23 protein-coding genes are annotated in these 23,299 nt (G+C 41.9%); 13 read left to right on the top strand and 10 right to left on the bottom strand.

All coding sequences use genetic code 11. The annotated features are described in order from the left end of the window. Positions 1 to 177: 177 nt before the first annotated feature. The 4 genes from F7734_RS03410 to F7734_RS03395 form a co-directional block, all read right to left on the bottom strand. Positions 178 to 2,094, bottom strand: a complete 1,917-nt coding sequence (locus F7734_RS03410) for an EamA family transporter (protein ID WP_155743391.1) — start codon at positions 2,092 to 2,094, stop codon at positions 178 to 180. Positions 2,095 to 2,274: 180 nt separating this feature from the next. Beyond that, on the bottom strand, positions 2,275 to 2,568 hold the full coding sequence (locus F7734_RS03405) for a hypothetical protein (protein ID WP_243146653.1): 294 nt from the start codon (positions 2,566 to 2,568) through the stop codon (positions 2,275 to 2,277). Between the two features lie 4 nt (positions 2,569 to 2,572). After that, positions 2,573 to 3,949, bottom strand: a complete 1,377-nt coding sequence (iscB, locus tag F7734_RS03400) for an RNA-guided endonuclease IscB (protein WP_243146652.1) — start codon at positions 3,947 to 3,949, stop codon at positions 2,573 to 2,575. A gap of 219 nt (positions 3,950 to 4,168) precedes the next feature. Continuing rightward, positions 4,169 to 5,482, bottom strand: a complete 1,314-nt coding sequence (locus F7734_RS03395) for a hypothetical protein (protein ID WP_243146651.1) — start codon at positions 5,480 to 5,482, stop codon at positions 4,169 to 4,171. A 68-nt stretch (positions 5,483 to 5,550) separates the two neighbouring features. Here F7734_RS03395 and F7734_RS03390 point away from each other — a divergent pair, with 68 nt between their 5' ends. Beyond that, positions 5,551 to 5,724, top strand: a complete 174-nt coding sequence (locus F7734_RS03390; RefSeq protein WP_155743390.1) for a hypothetical protein — start codon at positions 5,551 to 5,553, stop codon at positions 5,722 to 5,724. 71 nt (positions 5,725 to 5,795) lie between these two features. Here the strand turns inward: F7734_RS03390 and F7734_RS03385 are convergent, their stop codons facing one another. Then, positions 5,796 to 7,061, bottom strand: coding sequence for an inorganic phosphate transporter (locus tag F7734_RS03385; protein WP_155743389.1), 1,266 nt, complete (start codon positions 7,059 to 7,061; stop codon positions 5,796 to 5,798). 106 nt (positions 7,062 to 7,167) lie between these two features. Further along, positions 7,168 to 8,217, bottom strand: coding sequence for a zinc-dependent dehydrogenase (locus F7734_RS03380; RefSeq protein WP_166481703.1), 1,050 nt, complete (start codon positions 8,215 to 8,217; stop codon positions 7,168 to 7,170). 296 nt (positions 8,218 to 8,513) lie between these two features. Here F7734_RS03380 and F7734_RS03375 point away from each other — a divergent pair, with 296 nt between their 5' ends. The 3 genes from F7734_RS03375 to F7734_RS03365 all read left to right on the top strand — a co-directional run bounded on the left by F7734_RS03375 (position 8,514) and on the right by F7734_RS03365 (position 11,512). Next, positions 8,514 to 9,149 carry a Uma2 family endonuclease gene (locus tag F7734_RS03375; protein ID WP_166481702.1) on the top strand — a complete coding sequence of 212 codons (636 nt, stop codon included), beginning with the start codon at positions 8,514 to 8,516 and terminating at the stop codon, positions 9,147 to 9,149. 172 nt (positions 9,150 to 9,321) lie between these two features. Beyond that, positions 9,322 to 11,175 carry an FAD-dependent oxidoreductase gene (locus tag F7734_RS03370; RefSeq protein ID WP_155743388.1) on the top strand — a complete coding sequence of 618 codons (1,854 nt, stop codon included), beginning with the start codon at positions 9,322 to 9,324 and terminating at the stop codon, positions 11,173 to 11,175. Between the two features lie 103 nt (positions 11,176 to 11,278). Next, positions 11,279 to 11,512 carry a hypothetical protein gene (locus F7734_RS03365; RefSeq protein ID WP_155743387.1) on the top strand — a complete coding sequence of 78 codons (234 nt, stop codon included), beginning with the start codon at positions 11,279 to 11,281 and terminating at the stop codon, positions 11,510 to 11,512. A 507-nt stretch (positions 11,513 to 12,019) separates the two neighbouring features. Here F7734_RS03365 and F7734_RS03360 read toward each other — a convergent pair. Then, positions 12,020 to 13,075, bottom strand: coding sequence for a class I SAM-dependent methyltransferase (locus tag F7734_RS03360; protein ID WP_155743386.1), 1,056 nt, complete (start codon positions 13,073 to 13,075; stop codon positions 12,020 to 12,022). A gap of 275 nt (positions 13,076 to 13,350) precedes the next feature. Here F7734_RS03360 and F7734_RS03355 point away from each other — a divergent pair, with 275 nt between their 5' ends. Next, a complete protein-coding gene (locus F7734_RS03355) occupies positions 13,351 to 13,551 on the top strand; it encodes a hypothetical protein (protein ID WP_155743385.1) in 201 nt (66 codons plus the stop codon). Positions 13,552 to 13,900: 349 nt separating this feature from the next. Here F7734_RS03355 and glnA read toward each other — a convergent pair whose 3' ends face one another. Continuing rightward, on the bottom strand, positions 13,901 to 15,316 hold the full coding sequence (gene glnA, locus F7734_RS03350; RefSeq protein ID WP_155743384.1) for a type I glutamate--ammonia ligase: 1,416 nt from the start codon (positions 15,314 to 15,316) through the stop codon (positions 13,901 to 13,903). 481 nt (positions 15,317 to 15,797) lie between these two features. Between glnA and apcB the strand changes: the two genes are divergently transcribed. The 6 genes from apcB to F7734_RS03320 all read left to right on the top strand — a co-directional run bounded on the left by apcB (position 15,798) and on the right by F7734_RS03320 (position 20,481). Continuing rightward, positions 15,798 to 16,307 carry an allophycocyanin subunit beta gene (gene apcB, locus F7734_RS03345; protein WP_155743383.1) on the top strand — a complete coding sequence of 170 codons (510 nt, stop codon included), beginning with the start codon at positions 15,798 to 15,800 and terminating at the stop codon, positions 16,305 to 16,307. 94 nt (positions 16,308 to 16,401) lie between these two features. Next, positions 16,402 to 17,220: a TlyA family RNA methyltransferase gene (locus tag F7734_RS03340; protein ID WP_155743382.1), complete on the top strand. Its 819-nt coding sequence runs from the start codon at positions 16,402 to 16,404 to the stop codon at positions 17,218 to 17,220. A 187-nt stretch (positions 17,221 to 17,407) separates the two neighbouring features. Beyond that, the gene (locus tag F7734_RS03335; protein ID WP_155743381.1) at positions 17,408 to 17,620 is read left to right on the top strand and encodes a hypothetical protein; all 213 of its coding nucleotides are present in this window, start codon (positions 17,408 to 17,410) and stop codon (positions 17,618 to 17,620) included. A gap of 189 nt (positions 17,621 to 17,809) precedes the next feature. Next, the gene (locus F7734_RS03330) at positions 17,810 to 18,217 is read left to right on the top strand and encodes a hypothetical protein (RefSeq protein WP_207713996.1); all 408 of its coding nucleotides are present in this window, start codon (positions 17,810 to 17,812) and stop codon (positions 18,215 to 18,217) included. Between the two features lie 448 nt (positions 18,218 to 18,665). Then, the gene (locus tag F7734_RS03325) at positions 18,666 to 18,872 is read left to right on the top strand and encodes a response regulator (protein WP_207713995.1); all 207 of its coding nucleotides are present in this window, start codon (positions 18,666 to 18,668) and stop codon (positions 18,870 to 18,872) included. A gap of 262 nt (positions 18,873 to 19,134) precedes the next feature. Beyond that, positions 19,135 to 20,481 (top strand): cytochrome P450, encoded by a 1,347-nt coding sequence (locus F7734_RS03320; RefSeq protein WP_155743380.1) that lies wholly within the window; start codon positions 19,135 to 19,137, stop codon positions 20,479 to 20,481. Positions 20,482 to 20,524: 43 nt separating this feature from the next. Here the strand turns inward: F7734_RS03320 and F7734_RS03315 are convergent, their stop codons facing one another. Then, a complete protein-coding gene (locus F7734_RS03315; protein ID WP_166481701.1) occupies positions 20,525 to 21,880 on the bottom strand; it encodes a GTP-binding protein in 1,356 nt (451 codons plus the stop codon). A gap of 102 nt (positions 21,881 to 21,982) precedes the next feature. Here F7734_RS03315 and F7734_RS03310 point away from each other — a divergent pair, with 102 nt between their 5' ends. Next, positions 21,983 to 22,210 (top strand): DUF433 domain-containing protein, encoded by a 228-nt coding sequence (locus F7734_RS03310; RefSeq protein ID WP_155743379.1) that lies wholly within the window; start codon positions 21,983 to 21,985, stop codon positions 22,208 to 22,210. Continuing rightward, positions 22,207 to 22,575, top strand: coding sequence for a DUF5615 family PIN-like protein (locus F7734_RS03305; RefSeq protein WP_166481700.1), 369 nt, complete (start codon positions 22,207 to 22,209; stop codon positions 22,573 to 22,575). The genes F7734_RS03310 and F7734_RS03305 overlap by 4 nt, the downstream gene beginning before the upstream one ends. 248 nt (positions 22,576 to 22,823) lie before the next feature. Here F7734_RS03305 and F7734_RS03300 read toward each other — a convergent pair whose 3' ends face one another. Beyond that, positions 22,824 to 23,186, bottom strand: coding sequence for a hypothetical protein (locus F7734_RS03300; RefSeq protein WP_155743378.1), 363 nt, complete (start codon positions 23,184 to 23,186; stop codon positions 22,824 to 22,826). Between the last annotated feature and the right edge of the window lie 113 nt (positions 23,187 to 23,299).

Genomic DNA, 23,299 nt, shown 5'->3' with positions numbered 1-23,299 from the left:
AAATCATTTGAAAACCCTTTACAGTAAGCTTTACAAGTCTTATTATATTGGCAAAAATGAGCAAAAAAAAGGAGGGTGTGGGGTTTGACCCTGCGTTCATTTGCTAACAATATTCCTCAGCATGCCTCAATTCTTGCAATTTCAAGTAAGTCTTGATTGCGTATTTTAGTTTTTAAATTAATTGGGTGATTTGGAAGGTTTGATAATATTTCTGATTTTTTCAAGACCCAGAGCGCCAGCTCCGCAACTTACAAGTAACACTCCCAAAACTTGCTCAATTCCCAAAGTCTCCTGAATGATAAATCCAGCCAAGATCGCGGTTAAAACTGGTACAATAGCACTAAGGATGGCGGAGCGTGATGCGCCAATTTTACGAACGCCAAAATTATTTAACAAGTAGCCGCAGAGGGTTAGCACACCCAAGAGAAAAGCACTCAAAACCAGTTCGAGGAGGATAGTAGGGTTGATTTGAAGGCTCCAGTCCGCAGGTAAAGGTAACAATAGACCAACAAGCGACAGCACCATCATTGTGGCGAAGTTGATGAGCGTGAATGTCACTGGATGTACTTTTGTAGCGCATATACGCGAAAAGACGATGTAGAGAGCAAAAGTAATTCCGGAAGCGATCGCAGCAATGCTTCCCAATGACAAGTTTCCCGTACCAGTACTGACAGCGCCCACCAATACCAACAATTCTCCCAAACCAATAGACGCGAAAGCACCAGTACTGAACAAACTCAAGCGATCCCGGAACAGAACCCAAGAAAATAACCCACTTAAAAGGGGATACACAAAGAAAAGTGCGATCGCCATTCCAGTAGGAACTTGACCGATAGCAAGATAAATAAATAACTGTGATAAAAACAAAAAGCCCCCACTCACAAGCGACAATATGAAAGCTCGCTTTGCAGTGGGATGATTTGAATTTTTGCCAAATGAGTCAAACAAGAATTGCATATCATGCCAAACTCGTGGATGCAAAATAGGTGCCAAAAGCATCATGAGTGGTACAACCACAAGCATCCGCAACATTAAAAGCAATAGAGAACTTCCCAAACTTGGATATAAGAGACTTTGCACCTCAAAAACACCAAAAATTTGGGAACCAGGGTTAAAAATGACCTTGATGGCAACGTTGTATAGCGACGACGTCACCGTTGACAATACAATTAGGACTATACCAATTGCAGACAAAGATGAAATGCCAATTTGCCGAAATGAAGATTCTTTTGGTGTTGTCGGTGCTTCTGGTGCTGGTTTTGTCACGGGTGGAGGCGATGCAGGCTCCACGTGCTCTGGTTCTAAAGACGTTACTGCTTCGCTTGTGGGGTTTTCATTAAGGATTTCGGATGTTGGAAATACGGTTTCCTCTGGTGGATTCACATCTAACTGCAACTTTGTCGGAGCTTCAAGATGAGCTTGCGGTTGTGGAAGAATTGGCTCATCGTCAGAAGCAGCAGTTTCTTGAAATACAGGTGTAGTATTGCCAGATGTTATTGTTTGTAATTCTTGGTGAAGGCGATCCACCAACTCTGCTAAAATTGCTTCTCCCTGCTTCTGTTGATTGTGCATCCGGGCTAATTGCTGAGAAAGACTGCTTTGATAGTTTTTCAGATCTTGTTGAAGTGAATTAAATGTGGTAAGAAGTGCATTATCTAAAGAGTTCAGCAGTTTGAAAGTATTTGGATTGCTTTGCTCTGTTGCGCTTGGAGTGGATGTTGCAGTCGTTTCTTGGCTGGTAACTGTTATTGAAGCATTCTGCACTGCTTGATTTGTCAGTGTTTCCAAAGAAGATTGGAGTTGCAAAGATATGTGGCTAGCTAAAACCTGCGATAATTGACGAATCAATGCTTGCTGCTGGGTGATTTGCTGCTCTTGCTGTAGCTGTCCTTTTTCTTCTTGCAAATCTTGAATATCTTTAGTCAATCGCTCTTTATCTGCTTGCAGCCGCTTCACATCCTCCTGTAGTGACTTGAGAACACCACGTTGAATGATTTGCAACTCCTCAGTAATTGCTCGCATAGCAGATTCTGCCGAGCTATACGCCTCTCCTTTTCCTCGCAAGTTATCTGGTCTTCTTTCAAACCGCCCCATTATCTTTTATCCTTTAATCTACATATCAACCAACTTCGGGGGGTAAACTAAATCTAGGCAAAGCTATGCAATACGTAGAAATGTCATTAATTGCTGGTATCATCCAAACTGGTTACTGCCATTAGAGCGTTGTTGTTTAATTGGTTTAAACTTCCAGCCATTGGAGAGTGACCTGACTCGCTACCCCGGAGAGTGATACTTCTCTTCAAGTTTGAGTGCTTTCGCTTTAAACTTAGGTTTAAGCCACCCAAGATTTAATGCATCAGTCACTGACTTCCCAATAGAAGCTAAGTACCCCACAGTCCGAGTTAATAACTCAGATTCAACGTCACTCGATTTCATATATCTAGTAATATTGTTGTCTGTGGCTCGAACGCACAAATTTAACGCAGCATTCAAATCGGCTTGAATTACATCCCCCGTAAAACGAGTAAAACGATCCCCTGAACGTGAACCTAATAGCGTTCCGGTCATATTATCAAATAGCGCTAAAACGAAGTAAATCTTGGTCAATCGTAGCAAAACTGTATTCATAGCCATCAGAACGATGAATTAGTTTAATGTATTGTCGATCTACAGCAATACGATGACCGCTAATTAGCACTTCTACTCCTTTAGGCGTGGGAGTTTTAACTCTAGCTCGATAAATTCCCGCTTTAATGTGTTTGCGATCTTTGAGCAAATTGCAAATCACGTAGTCACCTGCTGTCGCATGAGTATATTTCTGATTTTTACTCACTAACTTGACTTCTTTTTTACCTGTAATGGGATTCTTTTTAATGCTGGCTATGGCGGGAAAGCCTTTAGCATTAACTCTTTGTACCTGTTTTGTCCCGTGTCCCTTACAGGTAACACGTAATGGTTGACAGATACGCAATTTAACTATTTCTGATGTTCCCACACAAGCACTATCAATCCAATGAAGTTTTGGCAATCCACTTTTAATGCGAATCATTTTAGTAGATGCACCGTCTCCACTGATTACAGGCAATCCAAATTGATGTGCCATTTCAAATATAGCTTTACGAGTTGAATTTACAGCAGCAGCATCTGATAAAGACTTCTTTTGATGGGATTTAATTTTTTGGAGAATTTCCGGTTTATCCTTAAGAAATTGCTCTACTGGCTTATTCTCCTTTTTCTGGTTACATTTCTCACACGATAAAGTTAGGTTTGAGAATCGGTCACTACCTCCCTTGCTTCGTGCATTAATGTGTTCTATTTGTAAGGGGACATCTGTTCGACCACAATAAACACATTCTCTACCCCAATGCTCAAGCAACGCTTCACGTAAGGTGTAACCCCATAGCGTACCTTGCTGATATTCAATCCCCTCTATATCTGGTGTCTCTATTTTTTGCAGATCGAATTTTACCGATTCAATTGCAATGGATTTAATTGGAGCTAATTTCAGCAATCGTTTTATCCAAGTTTGAGTAGTTAACAACCGATGCCTTAAAGATGGTGCTAGCCAACCATCTGGCTTTTTGCGGCAGAACCGTTTCTTACGATAGCGAAGTCTTCTGGATCTTCTAGAACGTCGAACACCAGCTCTAGTGATTAATTCCATTTTAATGGCTAATCCCCGGTGTTCTAATTCCATTGCCCATATGACTTCATTTTTATTTAAGTCTACTAAGGAAATGCCCGAACTGCGGCTTCCTGGGTCAAGCCTCAGTTCTAAATATGGCTCTACATTTTCATCAACATCCTTCTCTAAAATTAAAGTAAATGGAAATAGCCTTAGCTTCCTAGCTTTACCCTGACACTGCAGGAGCCTTGCTCTAGCTGGTGTTGTAGGTTTTAGTATTTTTCCATTCTTGCTGAAAACAAATACAGAATTGGTAATCATCATTTGATGAATCTCCCATACGGGGTGTAGTTTGCCTCGACACTGCTTTTAAACTTCTCAAAAAGGTTCGGTGTTGCGCTATGACAAAGTAGCCATGTTCCTCCCTCGACGCTTGGGACTGGCTAATCCCATTAAGTCATCATTTAAAAGCGGACTTAAACTCAAAAGAGTAACATAGAATCAACAGTTCTACGCTGAGTCTGGTGAAGTCAGTTAACCGAATTACTTCGATTTTCTACGAATTGCTCCGTTTTGCGTACTTCTCACAGAATCTGTTTGCGATGTATAAGCAGGATTGACTACCGATATTGTCGATCCTGTCTCCACAGAGATTTTCTCCAATGAAGCTTGTAATTCTCCCTTCATCCAAGAGTTCAGCTTGCGATTGATGCTTTTCGCTTGCTGCTTACCAATAATAGGTTCAGTGAGATCTTCGCAAATGATATCGACGGGCGTTGTGATATTCCGTCGTAAATCAGAGCGAATAAAATTTCTGATAGTTTCTTTCTCGCGTTTTAGTTTACGAGATTTAACTTTATAACCTAAATTATTTTTGAGAATACGCGCTGCTTTTTGTGGATCGTGTGGTGCAATGCTTTCCCCAAAAGCCCGAATCCGATAACGATTGCGATTGGTTTTTGTGATGCGCTCGGTCTTGTGTGTCATCAATTTACCAAGACCTGGAGCAATTGCTTTTCCACCTGAGGTGTAAAACCCTTCTGTGTACCCTTTATCAATTCCTAATTTTTGAGTAGGTTTACCTGAAGGTAAGATAAGCGATCGCGATCGGGTACAATGCACTTCAAATGAACCAAGTTCGTTCCGAATAACGCGTATCTGACCTTTAATGATTTGACGGCATCTTAGTTTTAGAGCGATTCTTTTCCCACGCTCTAGCCCTTGGATTTGCAACTCAACAGAATGACGGTTAATCCGCTTACAGATGTAGCCTTGACTCTGATAAACTATTTGATTCCTGACAAATGTGTGTCCCCGTTGATACTTAGTTCGGAACTGGCGATGGAGCCAATTATCTTTAGTTGGATCTGTGTTTAATAATTCAAATAATCTATTTCGTGCTATTTCAACTGAACAAGGTAGAAATAGTTCCAAAGCTTTCTGTTTAACAGCTTTAAGTTCGTCTCCCTTTTTCTTGCCTTTGTTCTCCTCTATCCATTTGAGCCTTTGTCGTTGAACAGCGCTTATGGGATATTTATGGCATATTTCCCTTATCAGAAAAACTTTAGCTGCTTCCTGTTGTGCAGAAATAGCTTTCATCGTATCGTTAACAGACCATTCCCATAATTTGCTGGGTAGATTAATTTGTTCTGGTTTAATTATCGTCCTCACAATAGAATCTGCCTTTCTCCAATCCAATCCCCATCCTTGTAAGGAACCGAGTTTATTATAAGTGAGGGATCTGGGAATGCCACACAGATGCATTATTTTATTGACCTGTGTTTCATCCGAGCAAAAAACAACGGGAATTACCTGAGTAGAAGTGTATTCAGTTTTCCGTTGCTTCTTCGCTGACATATTTTTTCCTGACTCTGTAAAGAGATGCTAGCATACTTTTAGACATAGCGCTATATTTAAAACAAAAAATGGGTAAGAAAAAACTTAGAGGAATAGGTCAAGATTACAGTGAAGTAAAAATTAACGTAAATATTGCTTTAACACCCACAGCTAAAAAGATTCTACATGAACGAGCTGTGGAACATAGTTGTAGAAGTATTAGTGATTTGGTCGAAAAGTGGGCAAGAGGAGAAATTGCTTAGATTTACGACATTTTATCTAGAATTGAGTCTTTCTGCTTAACCGCTATACTCCTACTATTTGCTATGATTTGTCAACGGAGATAAACCCAATTAATAATGCCGAATAAAATAGCACAAATACCCGCACTTAGGGGAACTGTGATCAGCCATGCTGCAGCAATCCCTTGGAGTGTTTTAAATTGAACCGACTTTGCATCTTTTACCAATCCAATGCCAACAACGCCACCGACGAGAGCATGAGAAGTAGACACGGGTAACCCGATTCGGGACGCCAGTAAAATTGTGGTAGCAGTTGCTAGTTCAGCACAAAATCCACTACTGGGTTGCAGAGCAATAATACTTTCACCTATAGTAGCAATGACTTTTTTACCCCAAACAGCTAAACCAGCTACAATACCAACACCACCAATGACTAAAATCCACAAAGGAATATCAATACCGTTTACGGGTACTGTACCAGTACGATTGATATAGACAATTGCGGCTAAAGGTGCTATCGCGTTACCAACATCATTGGAGCCATGAGCAAACGCTACGAAACAAGCACTTAAGAGTTGAAATCTAGCGAATAATTTTTCAACAGGATTTTGAAATCGGAGATTATGGCTTTCCCCCCCTCTTGTGTCGTCCAACTGTCGCCAACTGTAAAATGTAAGACCAACGGCTGCTAAAGCACCACTGGCTAAGGAAATATCATGTGCGGGTATTTTGAACCCAACTTGCAATATCAAAAAATTTGCTATTGGTTGAGTGATTGATGGTAGAACAATAACGCCAAAGACTCCTAGCAAAATTGCACTCAACCAAGGAATCCATTCATTTAAGGGGATTAATGGGTTTGGTCGATCTAAAATCCAATATTTAATTTGACTGTAGAATAAAGCTGCGATCGCACCACTAAGAATTGGCGTCACAATCCAGCCGATAGTAATACGTCCAATGGATGACCAATCAATAGAATTGGCTCCCAAAGCAACCCAACTAAATCCGGCGATCGCACCTACAGTTGCATGGGAAGAAGAAACAGGTAAACCCCGTGATGTAGCTATTTGCAACCACAAACCACAAGATAGAAGAACTGTTAACATTCCAATGACTAGTGTTTGAGGTGCATTGACAAATAAAACAGGATTGGCAATTTTTGTTGCCAAAGTTTGTGAAACTTCCCGTCCAAACAGAACTGCACCCGTAAATTCTAAGAGTCCAGCAATTATCAGCGCTTGTTTCAAAGTCACAGCTTTGGAACCTACTGATGTTCCCATAGAGTTAGCAACATCATTTGCTCCTAAATTAAATGCTAGGTAAAATGCGAGAATTGTTACTAAAATAATAAGCATTTTGGTTAGTGGTTAGTGGTTAGTGGTTAGTGGTTAGTGGTTAGTGGTTGGTGGTTAGTAGGTAGTAGTAAAAAACAACCAACAACCAACAACCAACAACTAACAACTAACCATTAACTATCAATATTTTGTAAGTTTCCGGAGTGGGTGAAATCGCTCGAGCTACGGCGGCTGACAAATCTTGTAATGGAATGCGATCGCTAATCAAAGCTTGTACGTCAATGCGCTTATTAAATACGATATCAGCTGCTAAACTTTGTAGCCGATATGATGAACTGTAGCTACCCATCAAATCTATTTCCCTTCTATAAAGAAGATTGGGATTGATGGAAATTTCTACTTCATCCGGGAATTCAGCGAAAAAGAGTATTTTGCCACCTTTGCGGGTACAGTCGAGGGATTGGAAAAAAGCTTTTTCGCTGGGAACAGCAAGCAGGGTGACATCAACCCCCAAACCATTGGTTAGGGCATGAATTTTTGCTGGTAAATTGGGATCGCGAGCATCAAATGCTGCTTCTGCTCCCACATTCAATGCTTTTTCCACTCTCGAAGGCAACAAGTCGGTAGCGATCGCTCTTGCTCCAAAATACTTCACCAACATGATAAACATCAACCCAATAGGTCCAGCACCAGTGATTAAAACTGTTTGTCCTGGAGCAATTTGGGCTTTTTTCACTGCTTTGAGACAGCAGTTAGTCGGTTCTACAAAACTTGCTTCTTCAAAACTGATATTATCGGGAATGGGAATTAAGCCACCGTTTCGGACAATATGACCGGGAACTTTAACATACTCAGCAAAACCACCTCCACTAGGTGCAAACCCTGCCGTAGTACAGATATTTTTGTAAGTATCGCACATGGAAAAGTTATCATTTAAGCAATAAGCGCAGCGCATACAGGGAATGTGGTGCATGACTGCTACCCTTTGCCCGATATGCCAGCCTGTGACCTCAGAACCGACTGCTGCTATAGTTCCCGCTGTTTCATGTCCAAAGATACGTGGTGGTTCGTACAGGGGATAACGAATTTTTTTGATATCAGATTGACACAATCCCACAACTTGCACTTGAACCAGGACTTCATCAGGTTCCAGTGTAGGGACGGGAATCTCTTCGTAAGATAGCTGATTGACACCTCTAAAGACCTGTGCTTTCACCTTGATTTTTCACCGCTCAACGATATTAGATCTAACACTGTTCGGTGAAATTTTTTCACTGAGAATACATATATATTTATACTTAATTTTAATTGAAATCAAGTGATTACTGAAGACTTGAAAGAATTGTCTCGACAAATTTTGGTAAGTTCGCTCCATCTTTCTTGCTCAATAAAGCCAGTAGTTCAACAAAATTCATAGGACGCCTTAGACTAACAACAAAAGACGACAAGGAAACTGCGTTATCATTACAAAAAGTAGCCATTTCACCCTTACAGCTAAAGGGAGTTTAAGCCGTGTTTGCTCTCGTCTCACCTGAAAAAATCCAGCTACCGCCTGGATCTGTTATACGGTTACCTGCTACGTGGCAAGAGTATCAAATATTATCTCAACAACGGGGTGACAGTTCTATCCCACGTATGAAATACCAAAACCAGGAAGTTCTTCTCATGTCTCCCCTTCCCAAACACGGACGTGATGCTCACTTAATCGCCCATATCATTACAACTTTGTTGGATTACACCGCTCGCGAATATGATGCGTTTACCCCAGTAACGATGGAACTTCCAGAAGAAAGCGGTATTGAGCCTGATTACTGCTTCTACATCGATCGTTGGGAAGCTGCTTCAGGCAAAGAGCGAATTAACTGGAGTATCGATCCTCCTTTTGATTTGATACTGGAGATTGACGTAACTAGCTATTCCGATGTCAATGATTACCTTCCCTACAAAGTTCCCGAAGTTTGGTTTTTTAAGAAAAAACAGCTTTCTATCTATCAGTTACAAGGTACAGAATATATTCTCCAAACTCAAAGCGTCTATTTTCCAAACATCAATATTCATGATGTCATTGCTAGATGCTTACAAATTGCTTATGAGCGAAATACAAGTGCAGCAATCCGCGATCTTAGAAAACAATTAGACAATTGTTAACTGTTAACTAATTTACAGCCATTTTCAGGTAAATAGACCACAGATGTAGGGGCGCAAGACCGCCGTGCCCCTACCAACGGTGTGGTTCATTTAGGTGAAAACTGCTGTAATCCAATTCTGTTTCGCTGTTTTCCATAAGAAAATAGATCGGTAATCTACCAGAGATTCAGAAATGGTTAATCAGACATATATAGCCGATGTCTTAGTAGTCGGAGGCGGAACAGGAGGAACAGCAGCCGCTATCCAAGCAGCGCGACGGGGGGCAAAAACTATTTTGGTTAGTGAATTTTCTTGGTTGGGGGGAATGCTGACAACAGCCGGAGTATCCGCACCAGATGGAAATGAGTTGGAAGCTTTCCAAACAGGGTTGTGGGGTGCATTTATAAAACAATTGCAACTGCGTCAACCAATGGGGTTAGACAACAGTTGGGTTAGCTTCTTTAGTTACGACCCTCGCGTTGGAGCAGAGATTTTCGCAGATTGGGTACAAGAGTTGCCAAACTTACTTTGGATCGCAGAAAGAACACCGTTAGAGGTCATTCAACAAAATAACTGCGTTGGTGGTGTTCGGTTTGCGGATTTTACAGTTAAAGCCAAAGTGACCCTTGATGCCACAGAGTTGGGGGATTTGTTAGCTTTAGCTGAAGTACCTTGCCGTTGGGGTTGGGAGTTGAGGTCTGAATGGGGAGAAATTAGCGCTCCAGCATCTTTTAATCATCTCACAGAAAAATATCCAGTGCAAGCCCCTACTTGGGTAGTGGTTATGCAAGATTTTGGTGAATCCATTGCTCCTGAAATCCCAAGTGCGCCAAATGACGAGCCTTCACAATTTACTGGTGCTTGGGATGACTATGGTGCAGAACAATTTTTGAACTATGGGCGCTTACCTGGGGGTCTGTTTATGATTAACTGGCCCATTAACGGTAATGATTACGGTCATGGAGTCGAGCGAGTTATCGCATCGCCAGAGATGCGGCGCGAGTTTCTCCAAGAATGCCTTTGGCACAGTCAAAATTTTGCTCGTTTTATCCAAAATCAACTCGGTTCTCGCTACGGTTTAGCCAATGGCATTTTTCCCCAATCCCCAATCCAAAATCCAAAATCCAAAACCCAAAATCTGTTTTCCCAATCCAAAATCCAAAATCCAAAATCCAAAATCCAAAATCTTACCAGTGCATTTGCCCTTCACCCCTATTACCGGGAAAGCAGACGCCTTGTGGGAGTTACTACTATACGCGAACAGGATATTTTACCAATTGCTGGAGGTAGAGTTGCGCCGTTACATGAGGATGCTATTGCTATTGGTAACTATGCTAATGACCATCATTATCCCGGCGTGAAATTTGAACTTCTTCCTAAATCTATTCGCTGGGGAGGACGTTGGACGGGAACTCCTTTTACAATTCCCTACCGTTGTCTTGTTCCTATAAAAACAGATGGTTTATTAGTTTGTGAGAAAAATATTTCGGTTTCTCATATTGCTAATGGCTCGACTCGATTGCAACCTGTAGTTATGGGTATTGGTCAAGCAGCTGGTATGGCGGCGGCTCTGTGTATTGAGTTAAATTTAAGTCCTCGCGATCTGCCTGTAAGAACTTTGCAAGAGGCTTTGTTGAGCGATCGCTATCATGCAGCAGGTACCGTTCCAATATTTAATTTACCACCTGATTCTCCGGATTGGTTACATTTGCAACTGTATTATTTAGATAATCCAGAAACATATCCTAAGAGTGGTAATTGCCCCCATTTATCGCCGACCATAAACTTTTACTGTTCTGGCGAGCATGTTAATTCAAGAAACATTAATTGTTTCACGGGGCTGTTTCAACGCCTAGCACTGCAGGATTATAAATTTATTATTACTTCGCCAGGTGATTATCAGGGGCAAACTTGGCAAATTGTGACGTTGCGATCGCAAATTGACGAGCAGTTGCAAACATCTCTTCATGGGCAACTCCTTAAAATTTGGGGTCGTTTTAACAGTGCGGGAAAATGGTTACTTGTTGAACATCTTGAGTGCCAATAATATTTTTTTGCTGTAAAAAACAATACTCTTAAATAAATTATCCGGATGCACAAAAGAAAACTCAGTATCAGTGAAATGGATAGTTCAAAAATAAACATTCATTATGCGTGCAGCTGTTTCACTTTTAATCGTGGGTTTCCTGTGTAGCTCCTTTGCTATTAACAACCAAGTCCCCAACACTGTCTCGTCCAAATATGAATCTTCACAATTGATTTTGGCAAAAGCGACAAAAAAAAGCTCAACCTCACGCTCTGGAAGCTCTGGACGTTCTGGTTATAGAGGTAGTGGACGTAGAGAATTGATGGAATATATCAGTACTCCGCAATCTGATGTCTAACAACTGCAAGTGCATGCCAGTTCCTGGGGTGGCAAAGACCTTGCAGCAAGGGAATACAAGTACGGTAATCCAGGGTGTTACACTTCCTATCTGACACGTACCCTCCAAAGTAAAAAAGTAACATTTGGATGGTTAGACATTTAAGTAATAATTTGGTGTTTTACCAGTCAATTTCTATACTCATTAGCAGTAATTCTTGCATTAATGTCAAGTAAAATTGCTACTTTGAATTGCAAGTATTGAAAGCTCTTCAAATACGCAGAAAACTCCTATTGCAACTTTTTGGTTACACGGGAGAGAGATCGCTTAGCTAAATAAGTCGATGTTCATCATTATCATGAGTTTGTAGTTGTGCTAAGCGCGTGCTGAGCGCAACTACAAGCCAAATATAGAGATTTGACTTTTCATGACATAGTTTAGTTTTTGCCGACTTACTTAAAGTTTGCAAAAAAGAGGGTGGCTCAATCTACCACCCCATGTCAACAGAAAGCTATTGGAAATAGTTAATTAATCGGCTTTACGAGCAATCAAATACTTGCTCATGAAGTGGACTTGCATCTCAATATTCACAAAACCCGCTTTTTCCAATCGCTCTACTAGGTCATCAGTTGTGTAATGCTTGTAGTAAGGTTCGTGGAAAGTTTCGTGGAAGTTTTCCATTATCACTTCCATTTCTGGGGAATCGCTCATTTGAATTGAGTCACAAATTATAAAAATGCCACCTGGTTTTGTGACCCTAAAGCATTCTTCAATAACCCGTTGACGAGCTGTTGCAGGTAATTCATGAAACAGAAAAACAGAGGTGACAGCATGGAAATAGTTATCTACATAAGGTAACTCCTCCGCATTTGCCTGCAAAAGTTGGGGTAATTCCCCTGGTATTTCAGACAACAGCTCATTTGCCTTACGCAGATATGCTGGTGACAAATCTGTACCAAACAGAGATGCGTGAGGCAAAGTAGCTCGAATCATTCTTAAAGTGCGACCAGTCCCGCAAGCTACGTCCAGAACACGGATTTGACGCGGGGCTAAATCTCTGAAAACGTCCAACCCTTTCTTCAGGGGAGCAAGAATGCGCCGTCGCATGGCATCTGCTGCACCTTGAAAGAGAATTTCTACCTGCAAGTCATACAGATTGGCTGATAAATCACTCAAGTAGCCATTGGTTTGGTGATGGAAGTTTTGGACGTAGTAGCTGGGGTAACCGTTAATGTCCACTTCAGGAGCAAAATCTTGGTATTTCCTTTGGTTCGCCCTATCCCAAGTTTGGGGTAAATCAAGCCACATCAGAGGGTAGTACCGGAAAAAGTCTCCCCAAGGGTTATCGAACAATAAGCTTTTAGGGTACACACCCCGTTCTGCATCTTCCCAATCAACTTCCTGCAAATTATTTAGCCTTTGTTGAAGTTTCAGTAAAACCCCTGTGGGAATGGGCTTAGCTGTCCCCTCTTTAGGGGAGATGAACTGCATTAGGCGCGTACTTAAGATTTTATGGGTTAGACCAAAATAACTTTTGCCTTGCTGAAAAGTTTGATAGGTCAACTTGGTTAAAGTGTCGGACATCAGGGTTTCCTTTAATTAATTTTTAGAATATATCTTTACATATTTTAAATATTTGCAACCGATCGCTCATAAATCTGAAGAAAGGTTTGCAGCTTAGAAAGATAAGCCTTAGGAAAGCTGTGAACAAAAATAGGTATTTGTCCGTCCAATTATTAAGTTTTGTCAAGAAATGTAATTCGTAACTTTAGATACAGAATTTTGTGCTACCTTAAAAATGAGGAAATAAGTCAGGCAATATTGACATTTATAAAAAAAACACTAAGGAGGATTTAGGTATGTCTACACAAGAAAAAGCACGTGCTCTTATGATGCGTCACTATCAGTCGATCAAGAATCGTCAACAATCCATGCTAGGCCGTGCGGGTGAAGAGCTAGGTCTTCCCGGAGAAGTTTCCCACTATTGGAATCCAACTCAAGGCAAAATTGACCCCTCTGCTCGCACGACTTACGATCGCAGTAATGCGGCTATGAGTTAGGATTGGCAGCTAGGAACAATAAAAAAACCACCCACTAGCGGGTGGTTTTATGGTGATTAGATCCCCAACTTCTTTAAAGATGCTGTTGGGATAAGGAAATAGTAGGTTGGGTTGAGGAACGAAACCCAACATTTATCAGCATTTGTTGGGTTTCGCTGTCGCTCGACCCAACCTACGTGTTTTCGTATTTTTATGCTTAACCGACAAGTATTGGGTCAGACCCCGCACCTCGTTCCCAGCCAGAGACTGGGAACGAGAAAGTGCTGAAGGAGGGGTGATGCCCCCATTTGCCGACAGCATCCTTATAAGAAGTCGGGAATTTAAGTATTCTTGCAAGAATCCCTAACAATTAAACATCGTAATAGAGAGAAAATTCGTAGGGATGAGGACGCAAGCGCATTGGATTCACGTCATTGTCCAACTTGTAAGAAATCCAAGTTTGGATAAAGTCTTCAGTGAATACACCAGGTTCGGTTAAGAACGCGTGGTCGTTCTCCAGTGCTTCCAACGCGAGTTCAAGAGAACCCGGAGTTGAAGGAACTTGCGCTAATTCTTCCGGAGAAAGTTCGTAAATATTCTTATCCAAAGGTTGACCGGGGTCAATTTTGTTCTTGATACCATCTATCCCAGCGCATAACATAGCAGCAAAAGCCAGATATGGGTTAGAAGTTGCATCAGGACAGCGGAACTCCAAGCGCTTGGCTTTGGGGTTAGTACCAGACAATGGAATCCGAATAGAAGCAGAACGGTTACCTTGAGAGTAAGCCAAGTTTACAGGTGCTTCGTAACCGGGTACTAGGCGCTTGTAGGAGTTGGTGGTGGGGTTAGTAATTGCGAGCAATGCAGGTGCGTGTTTGAGAATACCGCCAATGTAGTGCAGCGCCATCTCACTCAAGCCAGCATACTTGTCTCCAGCAAACAGAGGTTGACCATCTTTCCAAATGGATTGGTGGGTGTGCATACCAGATCCGTTGTCTTGGAAGACTGGCTTGGGCATGAAGGTAACAGTTTTACCGTATTTCCTGGCAACGTTCTTGATGACGTACTTATAAATCAACAACCAATCAGCTGCTTCAATCATCTTTCCAAAGCGGAAACCCAGCTCACACTGACCGCCAGTAGCAACTTCGTGGTGGTGCTTTTCAATTGGCACCCCGCATTTTGCCATTGTAAGCAGCATTTCTGTCCGCATATCTTGTGAGGTATCCGTCGGAGCAACTGGGAAGTAACCCTCTTTGTAGCGGGGTTTATAACCCAAGTTAGGACCTTCGTCTTTACCGGAATTCCAACGACCTTCAACCGAGTCTACATAGTAGTAGCCCGAGTGCTGGTTTTGGTCAAAGCGGACATCATCAAAAATGAAAAATTCAGCTTCGGGACCAAAGAAAGCTGTATCACCAAGACCAGTTTTCACCAGATAGTCAACTGCTTTCTGGGCGATAACGCGAGGACAACGGCTGTACCATTCACCCGTGCGAGGTTCCTTAATGCTACAGATAACACTGAGCGTTGGTTCTTGCATGAAAGGGTCGATCCAGGCAGTGTTTGGATCGAGTACCATTGCCATGTCCGATTCGTTGATGGCTTTCCAACCCCGGATACTAGAACCGTCGAAAGGTACGCCGTCGGTAAAGGAAGTCTCATCGATTTGGTTTTGGTAAAGCGTCAAGTGCTGCCAAATCCCCGGCATATCGATGAATTTCAGATCGATCATCTGAATGTTGTTATCCTGAATCATCTTCAGGACTTCTTGTGGGGTTGTCATGGTTACTCCTTAAGCTGCCGATTTATCAATAGTAAAACCAGAGTGTTCAATGTTTGCCAAAGAAAGCTCGCTAACTGCAAATCCATCAGACCCCTGGAATATCCTAGAAACAGGACATTACTGGATTTTGTATTTTTACTACAAAATGCCATCAAGAAGCATGACATTTAACTTTATTTAAATAATAGGGTTAGGGGATAGGGGGTAGGGAGTAGGGGTTAGGGGTAGGGAGTAGGGGTTAGAATTGGCATCGCTGTTTCCTTACTCCTTGTCCCCTTGTCCCTCTACCCCTACCCCTACTCCCTACTCCCATTAAAAAAGTTCACTCCGCAAGGGTCAACTTTGGCATAGAATCCATAAATAGCGCACAGATTGTTTTTGTGCTGTGGCTTCTTTTAATAAGTGGCGCAAAAAGATGCCGATTGCGAACAGCAATCAGATAAATATCAAACCATAATAGGATTGATTGGGAGAAAAAGGAATGCGGGATGCAGTAACTAGCCTAATTAAAAATTATGACGTTGCTGGACGGTATTTTGACCGGAATGCCATAGACAACCTCAAGTCGTATTTTGAAAGTGGAACAGCACGGGTTCAAGCTGCTGCGTCTATCAACTCAAATGCGGCGTCTATTGTCAAGCAGGCTGGTTCTAAATTATTTGACGAACTGCCTGAGTTGATTCGTCCAGGTGGAAATGCTTACACAACTCGTCGTTATGCGGCTTGTCTCCGTGATATGGATTACTACCTGCGCTATGCTACCTATGCTCTGGTAGCAGGTAGTATGGATGTACTAGATGAGCGCGTGCTCCAAGGGTTACGGGAAACTTACAATTCCTTGGGAGTTCCCATTGGTCCTACTGTTCGCGGTATCCAGATTATGAAGGATATTGTGAAGGAGCAAGTGGCTGCAACAGGTGTGAATGATACTACTTTTTTAGATGAGCCGTTTGACTACATGACCAGAGAGTTGAGCGAAAAAGATATCTAAATGCTAGTGGTTAGTAGTTAGTAGTTAGTAGTTAGTCGCTGTAACATTCACCACTAACAACTAACCACTAACAACTAACCACTAACCGCTAACTATGGTTAAGCAAAGACTTGATGTTTTATTGGTAGAACGTGCTTTGTGTTCTTCCCGTGCTTTAGCTCAACGCCTCATTCAAGCAGGGGAAGTTCAGGTTAATGGTGCAGTTGTTGACAAAGCTGGTACGGAAGTTGATGTTTCTGCTCAAATTCAGATTAAGGAGCGATCGCGTTTTGTTTCTCGAGGTGGAGAAAAGTTAGCTAAGGCAATAGAATTGTTTGCTATTTCTGTAGAAGGACGGATTTGTTTGGATGGTGGCATTTCTACAGGGGGTTTTACTGATTGTTTGCTGCAAGCAGGCGCAAAACGTGTTTATGGGGTTGATGTTGGTTACGGACAAGTAGATTGGCGCTTGCGAAATGATTCGCGAGTTATTTTGAAGGAACGTACAAATTTACGGTATTTGACACCAGATGAGTTATATGGTAAAGAGGCAGTTCCCGATCTGGCAGTCGTGGATGTGTCGTTTATTTCGTTAACCAAGATTTTGGCGGCTCTATGGCAATTACTCCAATATCCTCGTGAAATCGTTTTGTTGGTAAAGCCTCAGTTTGAGGTGGGAAAAGACCGTGTTGGGAGAAAGGGTGTTGTGCGTGACCCTAAAGACCAAGCCAACGCTATATTTCAGGTACTACAAACAGCACAAGAGTTGGGATGGCAATACAAAGGTTTAACTTGGTCGCCGATTACGGGTCCTGCGGGGAATATTGAGTACTTGTTGTGGTTGTCCATGGAAAGTGAAACCCAACCACTCGATTTAAATGCGATCGCGCAAATGACTTCCTTGGCACAAAAAGCAGTGACCAGTGACCAGTGACCCTCCGGGTTCGCCAGTTCCCTACGGCGGGAGACCCGCCTGCAGGACTGGGCTCACCAGTGACCAGTGGCAAACTACTGTAATTTTCTTTTTGTAAATTTTCTTGGGAGCTACTGAGAAAAAGTTTTACACTAATTTTGTAAGATTGGAAACAAAATTACAAATTATTGGTATTAGAGGAAATATTATGAATACTGAAGATAAGGCACGGGAATTGATGGCACAACAACGCCAACACGAAGAAAATTTACAAGATTCTATGCGAAATCGTACTGAAGCTGAAGTTCACACTCCTCATGCGGAAACTGTTACCCAAGAAGAGGCGCGAGAATTGCTAGCACAAGAGCGTTATCATGAGGAACATTTGCAGGAAACTATGCGAAATCGGGCGGAATCTTAATCAAAACCTGCACTTAACTCAGGAAAAATTTGCATTAAGGCGCTCGGTATCTTTTATAACTGTGTTACAAAAGGAGAAGCGAGCAAGCAACTTTTTCACGTTTAACAATGGCAAAACTGAGTAGCATATTGCACCAGAACAAAGATTGTGCTAACTACCTTGTGTGCTTCTCAATGAGGAGTGCTTAAGATGAGGCAAAAGCAAGTAAAGTTTCTTGGCGGTGCATTCACTGGTGGCGGGCAGATGGGTGTTTTGATGCGTCAGTTTGACTGGGCAAACACTGTGCTTGGTTCTGTGGAAAACTGGTCTCAAAGCTTGCGTACATCTGTGAGTATTCTGCTCAACTGTCCCTATCCCATCTTTATCTGTTGGGGACGCGAATCGATCGTTTTGTACAATGATGCTTGTATCCCGTTGGTTGCCGATAAGCATCCTCACGCTCTCGGTCAAAAAATTCCTCATGTTTTACCAGAACTTTGGTACGATAGGCACTTATCGACACTCAACAATCGAAGGCTTGTCTTTACGATGGCAATCCCAAGCGCAAAACTGAACGCCCATCAGCAGAGAAAATGCTCAAAGCTTTTTGTCATTTAACTCTCTATTTTTTACCGGATTCTACCATCTTCGTGACGCCTTTGTCTGAGCTACAAAAACAAATTCTTTGTTTAATGAAAATGCCCAATTCCCTTTATCAGGTAGATTCGGTGGGTAACTCGACATGACTTTACCATAAGCATGGATAATACACGCTCATTGCCATCCCATTTCAACATGAACTTTTATCGTGTATTACACCGAAGATTCAACTGGAAATAGTGCTGCCGTACCCTGTATTACACAGAAGAATCAGGATTCATGTAACACCCCACTGCGGAATTCTTTTCCCATGTAATACACGGAACTCTTCATTCCCTTCTTCCATGTATTACACCGTTTCTCTTCTCCACTCTTTCCCCACGTATTACACGGTTGGGTTTTAGCCGATCTATAATTCCTTTGAAACCTTACCCAGTCCGGTATTAATTCCTCTCTCCCTTCAAAAATGAGCGAACGTACAGAAATTAAGACCCAAATGAATTTTAACGGTTTGGGTGTTTTAATTGTGGATGATGAAGCAGATATGCGGGAACTGGTAGCCAAATTGTTGGAGGATTTAGGAGCTACTGTCACTGTTGCATCATCGGCAGCCGAAGCACTAACAGCTTTGCAGCAACAAACGCCAGATCTGAGGCAATTGCTCATTTGGTAGGGCGGTAGTTGTCAGGAAATAAACAAATCCCTCTACTGTCAATACTGCAAGGGATCTCGAATTTTTGTAGGTTGGGTAAACCCGTGGGGAAACCCAACAAATGTCTGTAAATGTTGGGTTTCGTTCCTCAACCCAACCTACAGTTTTGGCATTTTTAGGCTTAACCGACAAGTATTGCCTCTACTGTAGTCTTCAAAACCTAAATCTACATAGAATTGCTTTGCTAAAGTTAAATCATAACTAGTAGCAAGAATGAAGTATTATGTTGAGTCAGTTACCGAATCGCATCACCAGTTTTTCTTGGTGGCAACTCATAAATTGGATTGCCGATCCGCTCGCATTTCAAGACAGATACAGCCAAAAATATGGAGACATTTTTACTATGCGGCTGAGTGGGCTGGGAACCTATGTTCTTGTCGGTAACCCCCAAGCAATTCAAGAGATTTTTAATCAAGATGGCAAACACTTTGATGTGGGACGTGGAAACGCACTCGCAGAACCTCTTATCGGGAAAGGCTCTTTGATGTTAATGGATGGCGATCGCCATCGGCGAGAACGAAAATTATTAATGCCTCCCTTTCATGGAGATCGGTTACCAATTTACGCCAAACAAATCTGCCTCTTGACGGAACAGGTTGCGAGTCAGTGGGTTGTCGGGCAGCCATTTGTTGCTCGATCTGTCATGCAAAAGATTAGCCTGGAGGTAATATTGCAAATCGTCTTTGGCTTGAGCGAAGGGGAACGCTATCAACAACTTAAACCCCTACTTACAGATTGGCTCAATATGATTGATTCTCCGCTCCGCTCCAGTATTCTATTTTTACGGTTCTTACAACAGGATTGGGGAACTTGGACTCCTTGGGGACGAATGAAACAGCGACAACGCAAAGTTCATGACCTCCTGATTGCAGAAATTGAGGAAAGAAGAACACAGGGAAATTCGGGGCGTGGTGATATCCTCAGTCTGATGATGGCAGCACGGGACGACCGAGGTCAAGCGATGAGTAACGAAGAATTAAAAGATGAACTGCTAACGATTTTATTTGCTGGACATGAAACGACTGCAACAACACTTGCTTGGGCTTTCTATCAAATTCACCAACATCCAGAGGTTCTGGAAAAATTGCTAAAGGAACTAGATAGCTTGGGAGAAAGCGCAAACCCTATGGAAATTGCTCAGCTTCCCTATTTGACTGCAGTTTGTCAAGAAACAGTGCGGATGTATCCTGTCCTTCCCGTGCTTTTTCCACGCATTACCAAATCGCCCATAAGAATTGGGGGATACCAGTTTGATGCTGAGACAACCTTAATGCCAAGTATTTACCTAGTTCATTATCGAGAAGATTTATATCCTAACGCTCGACAATTTAAACCAGAAAGATTTTTTGAGCGCCAGTACTCCAAGAGTGAATATTTTCCTTTTGGTGGTGGAAGTCGGCACTGTTTGGGATATGCTTTAGCTCAGGTAGAAATGAAACTCGTCCTCGCAACAGTTTTATCGAAGTATCAACTTGCCAATTTGAATGATAAACCAGTTAAACTTCAACGTCGTGGGTTTACCCTTGCTCCCAGGGGTGGAGTTCGGATGGTGATGACTGGAAAACGTTAAATGGGGAGGGCGAGAAGAGATTTTTTGATTTGGAACTCTGTTGTTACTCGCGATTGAGCAAACCTAGCTCCTGTTGCAATCGATACAAGATTGTATTTTGTTCTACTTCCGAGAGAATTTCTTGAATCACCGTACTTGCTCCTAACTGTCCCCAAGAACAGCCTCTTTCTAAGTACACTTGTGCTGCTTTCCCCACAGCGTATGCTCCATAACCCGCAATACCTGCCTGAGTTATAGCTGTTCCAGCATAAGCAGTCAAATTAATGGGATTCTCTCCTGAAGCAATAGCAGTTGCACTTTTGCCCAAACCCAAAAGCACGCTACTACCTATTTCACCTAGCAACAAACCACCAGAACTCAATAATATTGTTTTTAAAACTTTCCCTGCTTCATAACCAGTCATGGGCAAACCATAAAGGCGAGCGAGCGAGCGAATTAAAGCCAAGTCAGCAATAGCTCCACCGAGAATATCTAGAAAAGCAATAGGATTGAGACCAACAGTTAAAGCTTTATACTTGGTATACCGCCAAATCAAATCCTCTGCTTCTTCCTGACGTAATTTGATGGTTTTTTCGGCGATCGCTTCTTCTGCATCCCGTGCTTGAATCAATGCATTTAAAGCCAGAAGAGAACGCCCTTCACGATTCAAAATTTTCAAAATTGTTTCTTTCAGTTCTTCTATTTGTGGTGGTGGCGTTTCCCATTCTTGCGTAACTTGTCCATCTTGCCACTCTACACGAACTTCCATTGGTGAGGGTTCCGCAGCAACCATAACAATTTCATCAGGTTGTAAAGGAGTGTTCTGAAAACTTCCGCTACCCAACTGCTGTAAATTTTTATAAATTGTCTGTTTGTCTGTATCTGGGTACAAATCTATCTTATTAAAGACCAAAATCAAAGGTTTTTGTGCTTGTCTTAATTTGCACAATGCTTGATATTCAGTACGAGTAATATCACCAGAGACAACAAACAAAATCAAATCAGCTTGTTGAGACACTTCCCGTGCCATTTGCGCCCGTGATTCCCCCTCAATTTCATCCAATCCTGGTGTATCAATTAACTCTACCTGTACTTTCCCCCCAGGATTCCAATGTACGGAACGGGGGTACTGCGTCACACCATTCAAGGGACCTGTTTGTAAAATCTTTTGTCCTAGCAAAGCATTCAGTACTGCTGACTTACCGCGACTAACCAAACCAAAAGCAGCGATGCGAATCACATTGTTGTCCAATTTGTTGAGAGTCGAGGTCAAAATCTCTATCTCTGGTTTTACCAGCCCTGCTAATTGCGACTTTGATTGTGACTGTGCGGCTTTACGAAGATGACCGTACCAAGAGAGTGCTTGTCTGATACTAGCACGAGCGCGGTTTAGGTGAGTTTCTTGCTGATTCTTTAACACTGGGATATATTAACTCAAGACTATATTTAATTTTAGATTTTCGATTGAAAAAGTTAACCTGGTATATGAGTCAGTAGGGGGTAATTAGGTAGGAGAGCAACCATGCCAGTAAATTGGAGAGATTATATTGTTAGTACTTCGGATATACTAAGAGGAAAACCAAGAATCAAAAATACCAGAATTCCGGTTAGTCTCGTACTTGGGTATCTAGCTGCGGGATATACGCAAGATGGAATTGTTCAAGAGTTTCCAGATTTAACAAAAGAACAAATAGCCGCTTGTTTGGATTATGCTCGCGATTTATCAGACTTTGAGACAGTAGCATCGTGAATCTAAGATTTTTTGCAGATCAATGTGTACCTAACTCCATTATTAAAATACTATGTGAAGCTGATTATGAGGTTTTGGTTCTAAAAGATTACATTCCTATAGAATCACCTGATTCTATTGTTATCACTAAGGCTCAGGAACTTGATGCAATTCTAGTATCTCTTAATGGTGATTTTGCTGATATCGTAACTTATCCTCCAGCTAATTACAAAGGCATCGTAGCTATTCAGTTGAGAAATCATCCTGAAATAATTCCTCAACTTATGGAAAGGTTAAAAAACTATTTATTGGTTAATAACAGTATGTTGTATTATCAGGGAAAACTCTTATTAGTAGAAGCTCATAGAATTAGAGTGCGAGAATAGTAGCGAGCGCTGGAGTTAATAAAGCAACGAAATTGATTGGCCTAACCTGAAAATCTCAAGGATGTGGTTGCAATATTGCTCGGATAAGGAAATTGTAGGTTGGGTTGAGGAACGAAACCCAACAAACGTGTTTTCGTATTTTTAGGCTTACCGACAAGTATTGGATGTGGTTGGGCTTAGGTTTATCTGGGAAGAAAAATTAAGAGGGAGCCTCCTCGATCTCCCTACATTTCTTGACAGGTTTAACTTTATCCTTCAGTAGAAAGTTCTTCTACTTCAAATCTCCACACTATTCCTCTATCTGTAGGACGTTGAATGCAGATTTTGGAATTGTTTGACAGCAGCTTTAAGCGATTGAGAAACTGGGGAAGGGCTTCGACAATCTGCGGATAACTATCCATGTCGTGACAAAGAATGACCAGTGCCATAGTACCGGCGATCGTTTCAACGTACCACTGACTGAGTGATAGTAAAGCCTGCTGTGTAGAGTCGCAGAGTTCGTAGAAGCGGTTTCCAGACACTTGTTCTAGGTGTCTGTGCAATAATTCATCAAATAATGTAACCTCCGTAGGAGGCATATCATCTGGAGGAAGAAAGGGTAGATCCATCATGAAATCCTTCCAGTATTTATTGAAGTGAAAGACTAAGTTTTTATCACCTTAGAGTTTTTCTCAAATGTAAAACTCATTGAAGAGGAACGATTGAAATTTGGTTAGCCCCTAAA

The sequence above is a fragment of the Scytonema sp. UIC 10036 genome (genome assembly GCF_009725235.1).
This window is presented reverse-complemented; position numbering and strand designations above follow the sequence as displayed.

What these genes read in the sequence shown, in the direction of transcription:
- F7734_RS03390 (WP_155743390.1), top strand. Translation starts at nt 5,551, where the DNA reads ATGGGTAAGAAAAAACTTAGAGGAATAGGTCAAGATTACAGTGAAGTA.
- F7734_RS03335 (WP_155743381.1), top strand. Translation starts at nt 17,408, where the DNA reads ATGAATACTGAAGATAAGGCACGGGAATTGATGGCACAACAACGCCAA.
- F7734_RS03410 (WP_155743391.1), bottom strand. Translation starts at nt 2,094, where the DNA reads ATGGGGCGGTTTGAAAGAAGACCAGATAACTTGCGAGGAAAAGGAGAG.
- glnA (WP_155743384.1), bottom strand. Translation starts at nt 15,316, where the DNA reads ATGACAACCCCACAAGAAGTCCTGAAGATGATTCAGGATAACAACATT.
- F7734_RS03355 (WP_155743385.1), top strand. Translation starts at nt 13,351, where the DNA reads ATGTCTACACAAGAAAAAGCACGTGCTCTTATGATGCGTCACTATCAG.
- iscB (WP_243146652.1), bottom strand. Translation starts at nt 3,949, where the DNA reads ATGATGATTACCAATTCTGTATTTGTTTTCAGCAAGAATGGAAAAATA.
- F7734_RS03365 (WP_155743387.1), top strand. Translation starts at nt 11,279, where the DNA reads ATGCGTGCAGCTGTTTCACTTTTAATCGTGGGTTTCCTGTGTAGCTCC.
- F7734_RS03405 (WP_243146653.1), bottom strand. Translation starts at nt 2,568, where the DNA reads ATGACCGGAACGCTATTAGGTTCACGTTCAGGGGATCGTTTTACTCGT.
- F7734_RS03395 (WP_243146651.1), bottom strand. Translation starts at nt 5,482, where the DNA reads ATGTCAGCGAAGAAGCAACGGAAAACTGAATACACTTCTACTCAGGTA.
- F7734_RS03370 (WP_155743388.1), top strand. Translation starts at nt 9,322, where the DNA reads ATGGTTAATCAGACATATATAGCCGATGTCTTAGTAGTCGGAGGCGGA.
- F7734_RS03340 (WP_155743382.1), top strand. Translation starts at nt 16,402, where the DNA reads ATGGTTAAGCAAAGACTTGATGTTTTATTGGTAGAACGTGCTTTGTGT.
- F7734_RS03385 (WP_155743389.1), bottom strand. Translation starts at nt 7,061, where the DNA reads ATGCTTATTATTTTAGTAACAATTCTCGCATTTTACCTAGCATTTAAT.
- F7734_RS03320 (WP_155743380.1), top strand. Translation starts at nt 19,135, where the DNA reads ATGTTGAGTCAGTTACCGAATCGCATCACCAGTTTTTCTTGGTGGCAA.
- F7734_RS03310 (WP_155743379.1), top strand. Translation starts at nt 21,983, where the DNA reads ATGCCAGTAAATTGGAGAGATTATATTGTTAGTACTTCGGATATACTA.
- apcB (WP_155743383.1), top strand. Translation starts at nt 15,798, where the DNA reads ATGCGGGATGCAGTAACTAGCCTAATTAAAAATTATGACGTTGCTGGA.
- F7734_RS03325 (WP_207713995.1), top strand. Translation starts at nt 18,666, where the DNA reads ATGAGCGAACGTACAGAAATTAAGACCCAAATGAATTTTAACGGTTTG.
- F7734_RS03300 (WP_155743378.1), bottom strand. Translation starts at nt 23,186, where the DNA reads ATGATGGATCTACCCTTTCTTCCTCCAGATGATATGCCTCCTACGGAG.
- F7734_RS03330 (WP_207713996.1), top strand. Translation starts at nt 17,810, where the DNA reads ATGAGGCAAAAGCAAGTAAAGTTTCTTGGCGGTGCATTCACTGGTGGC.
- F7734_RS03360 (WP_155743386.1), bottom strand. Translation starts at nt 13,075, where the DNA reads ATGTCCGACACTTTAACCAAGTTGACCTATCAAACTTTTCAGCAAGGC.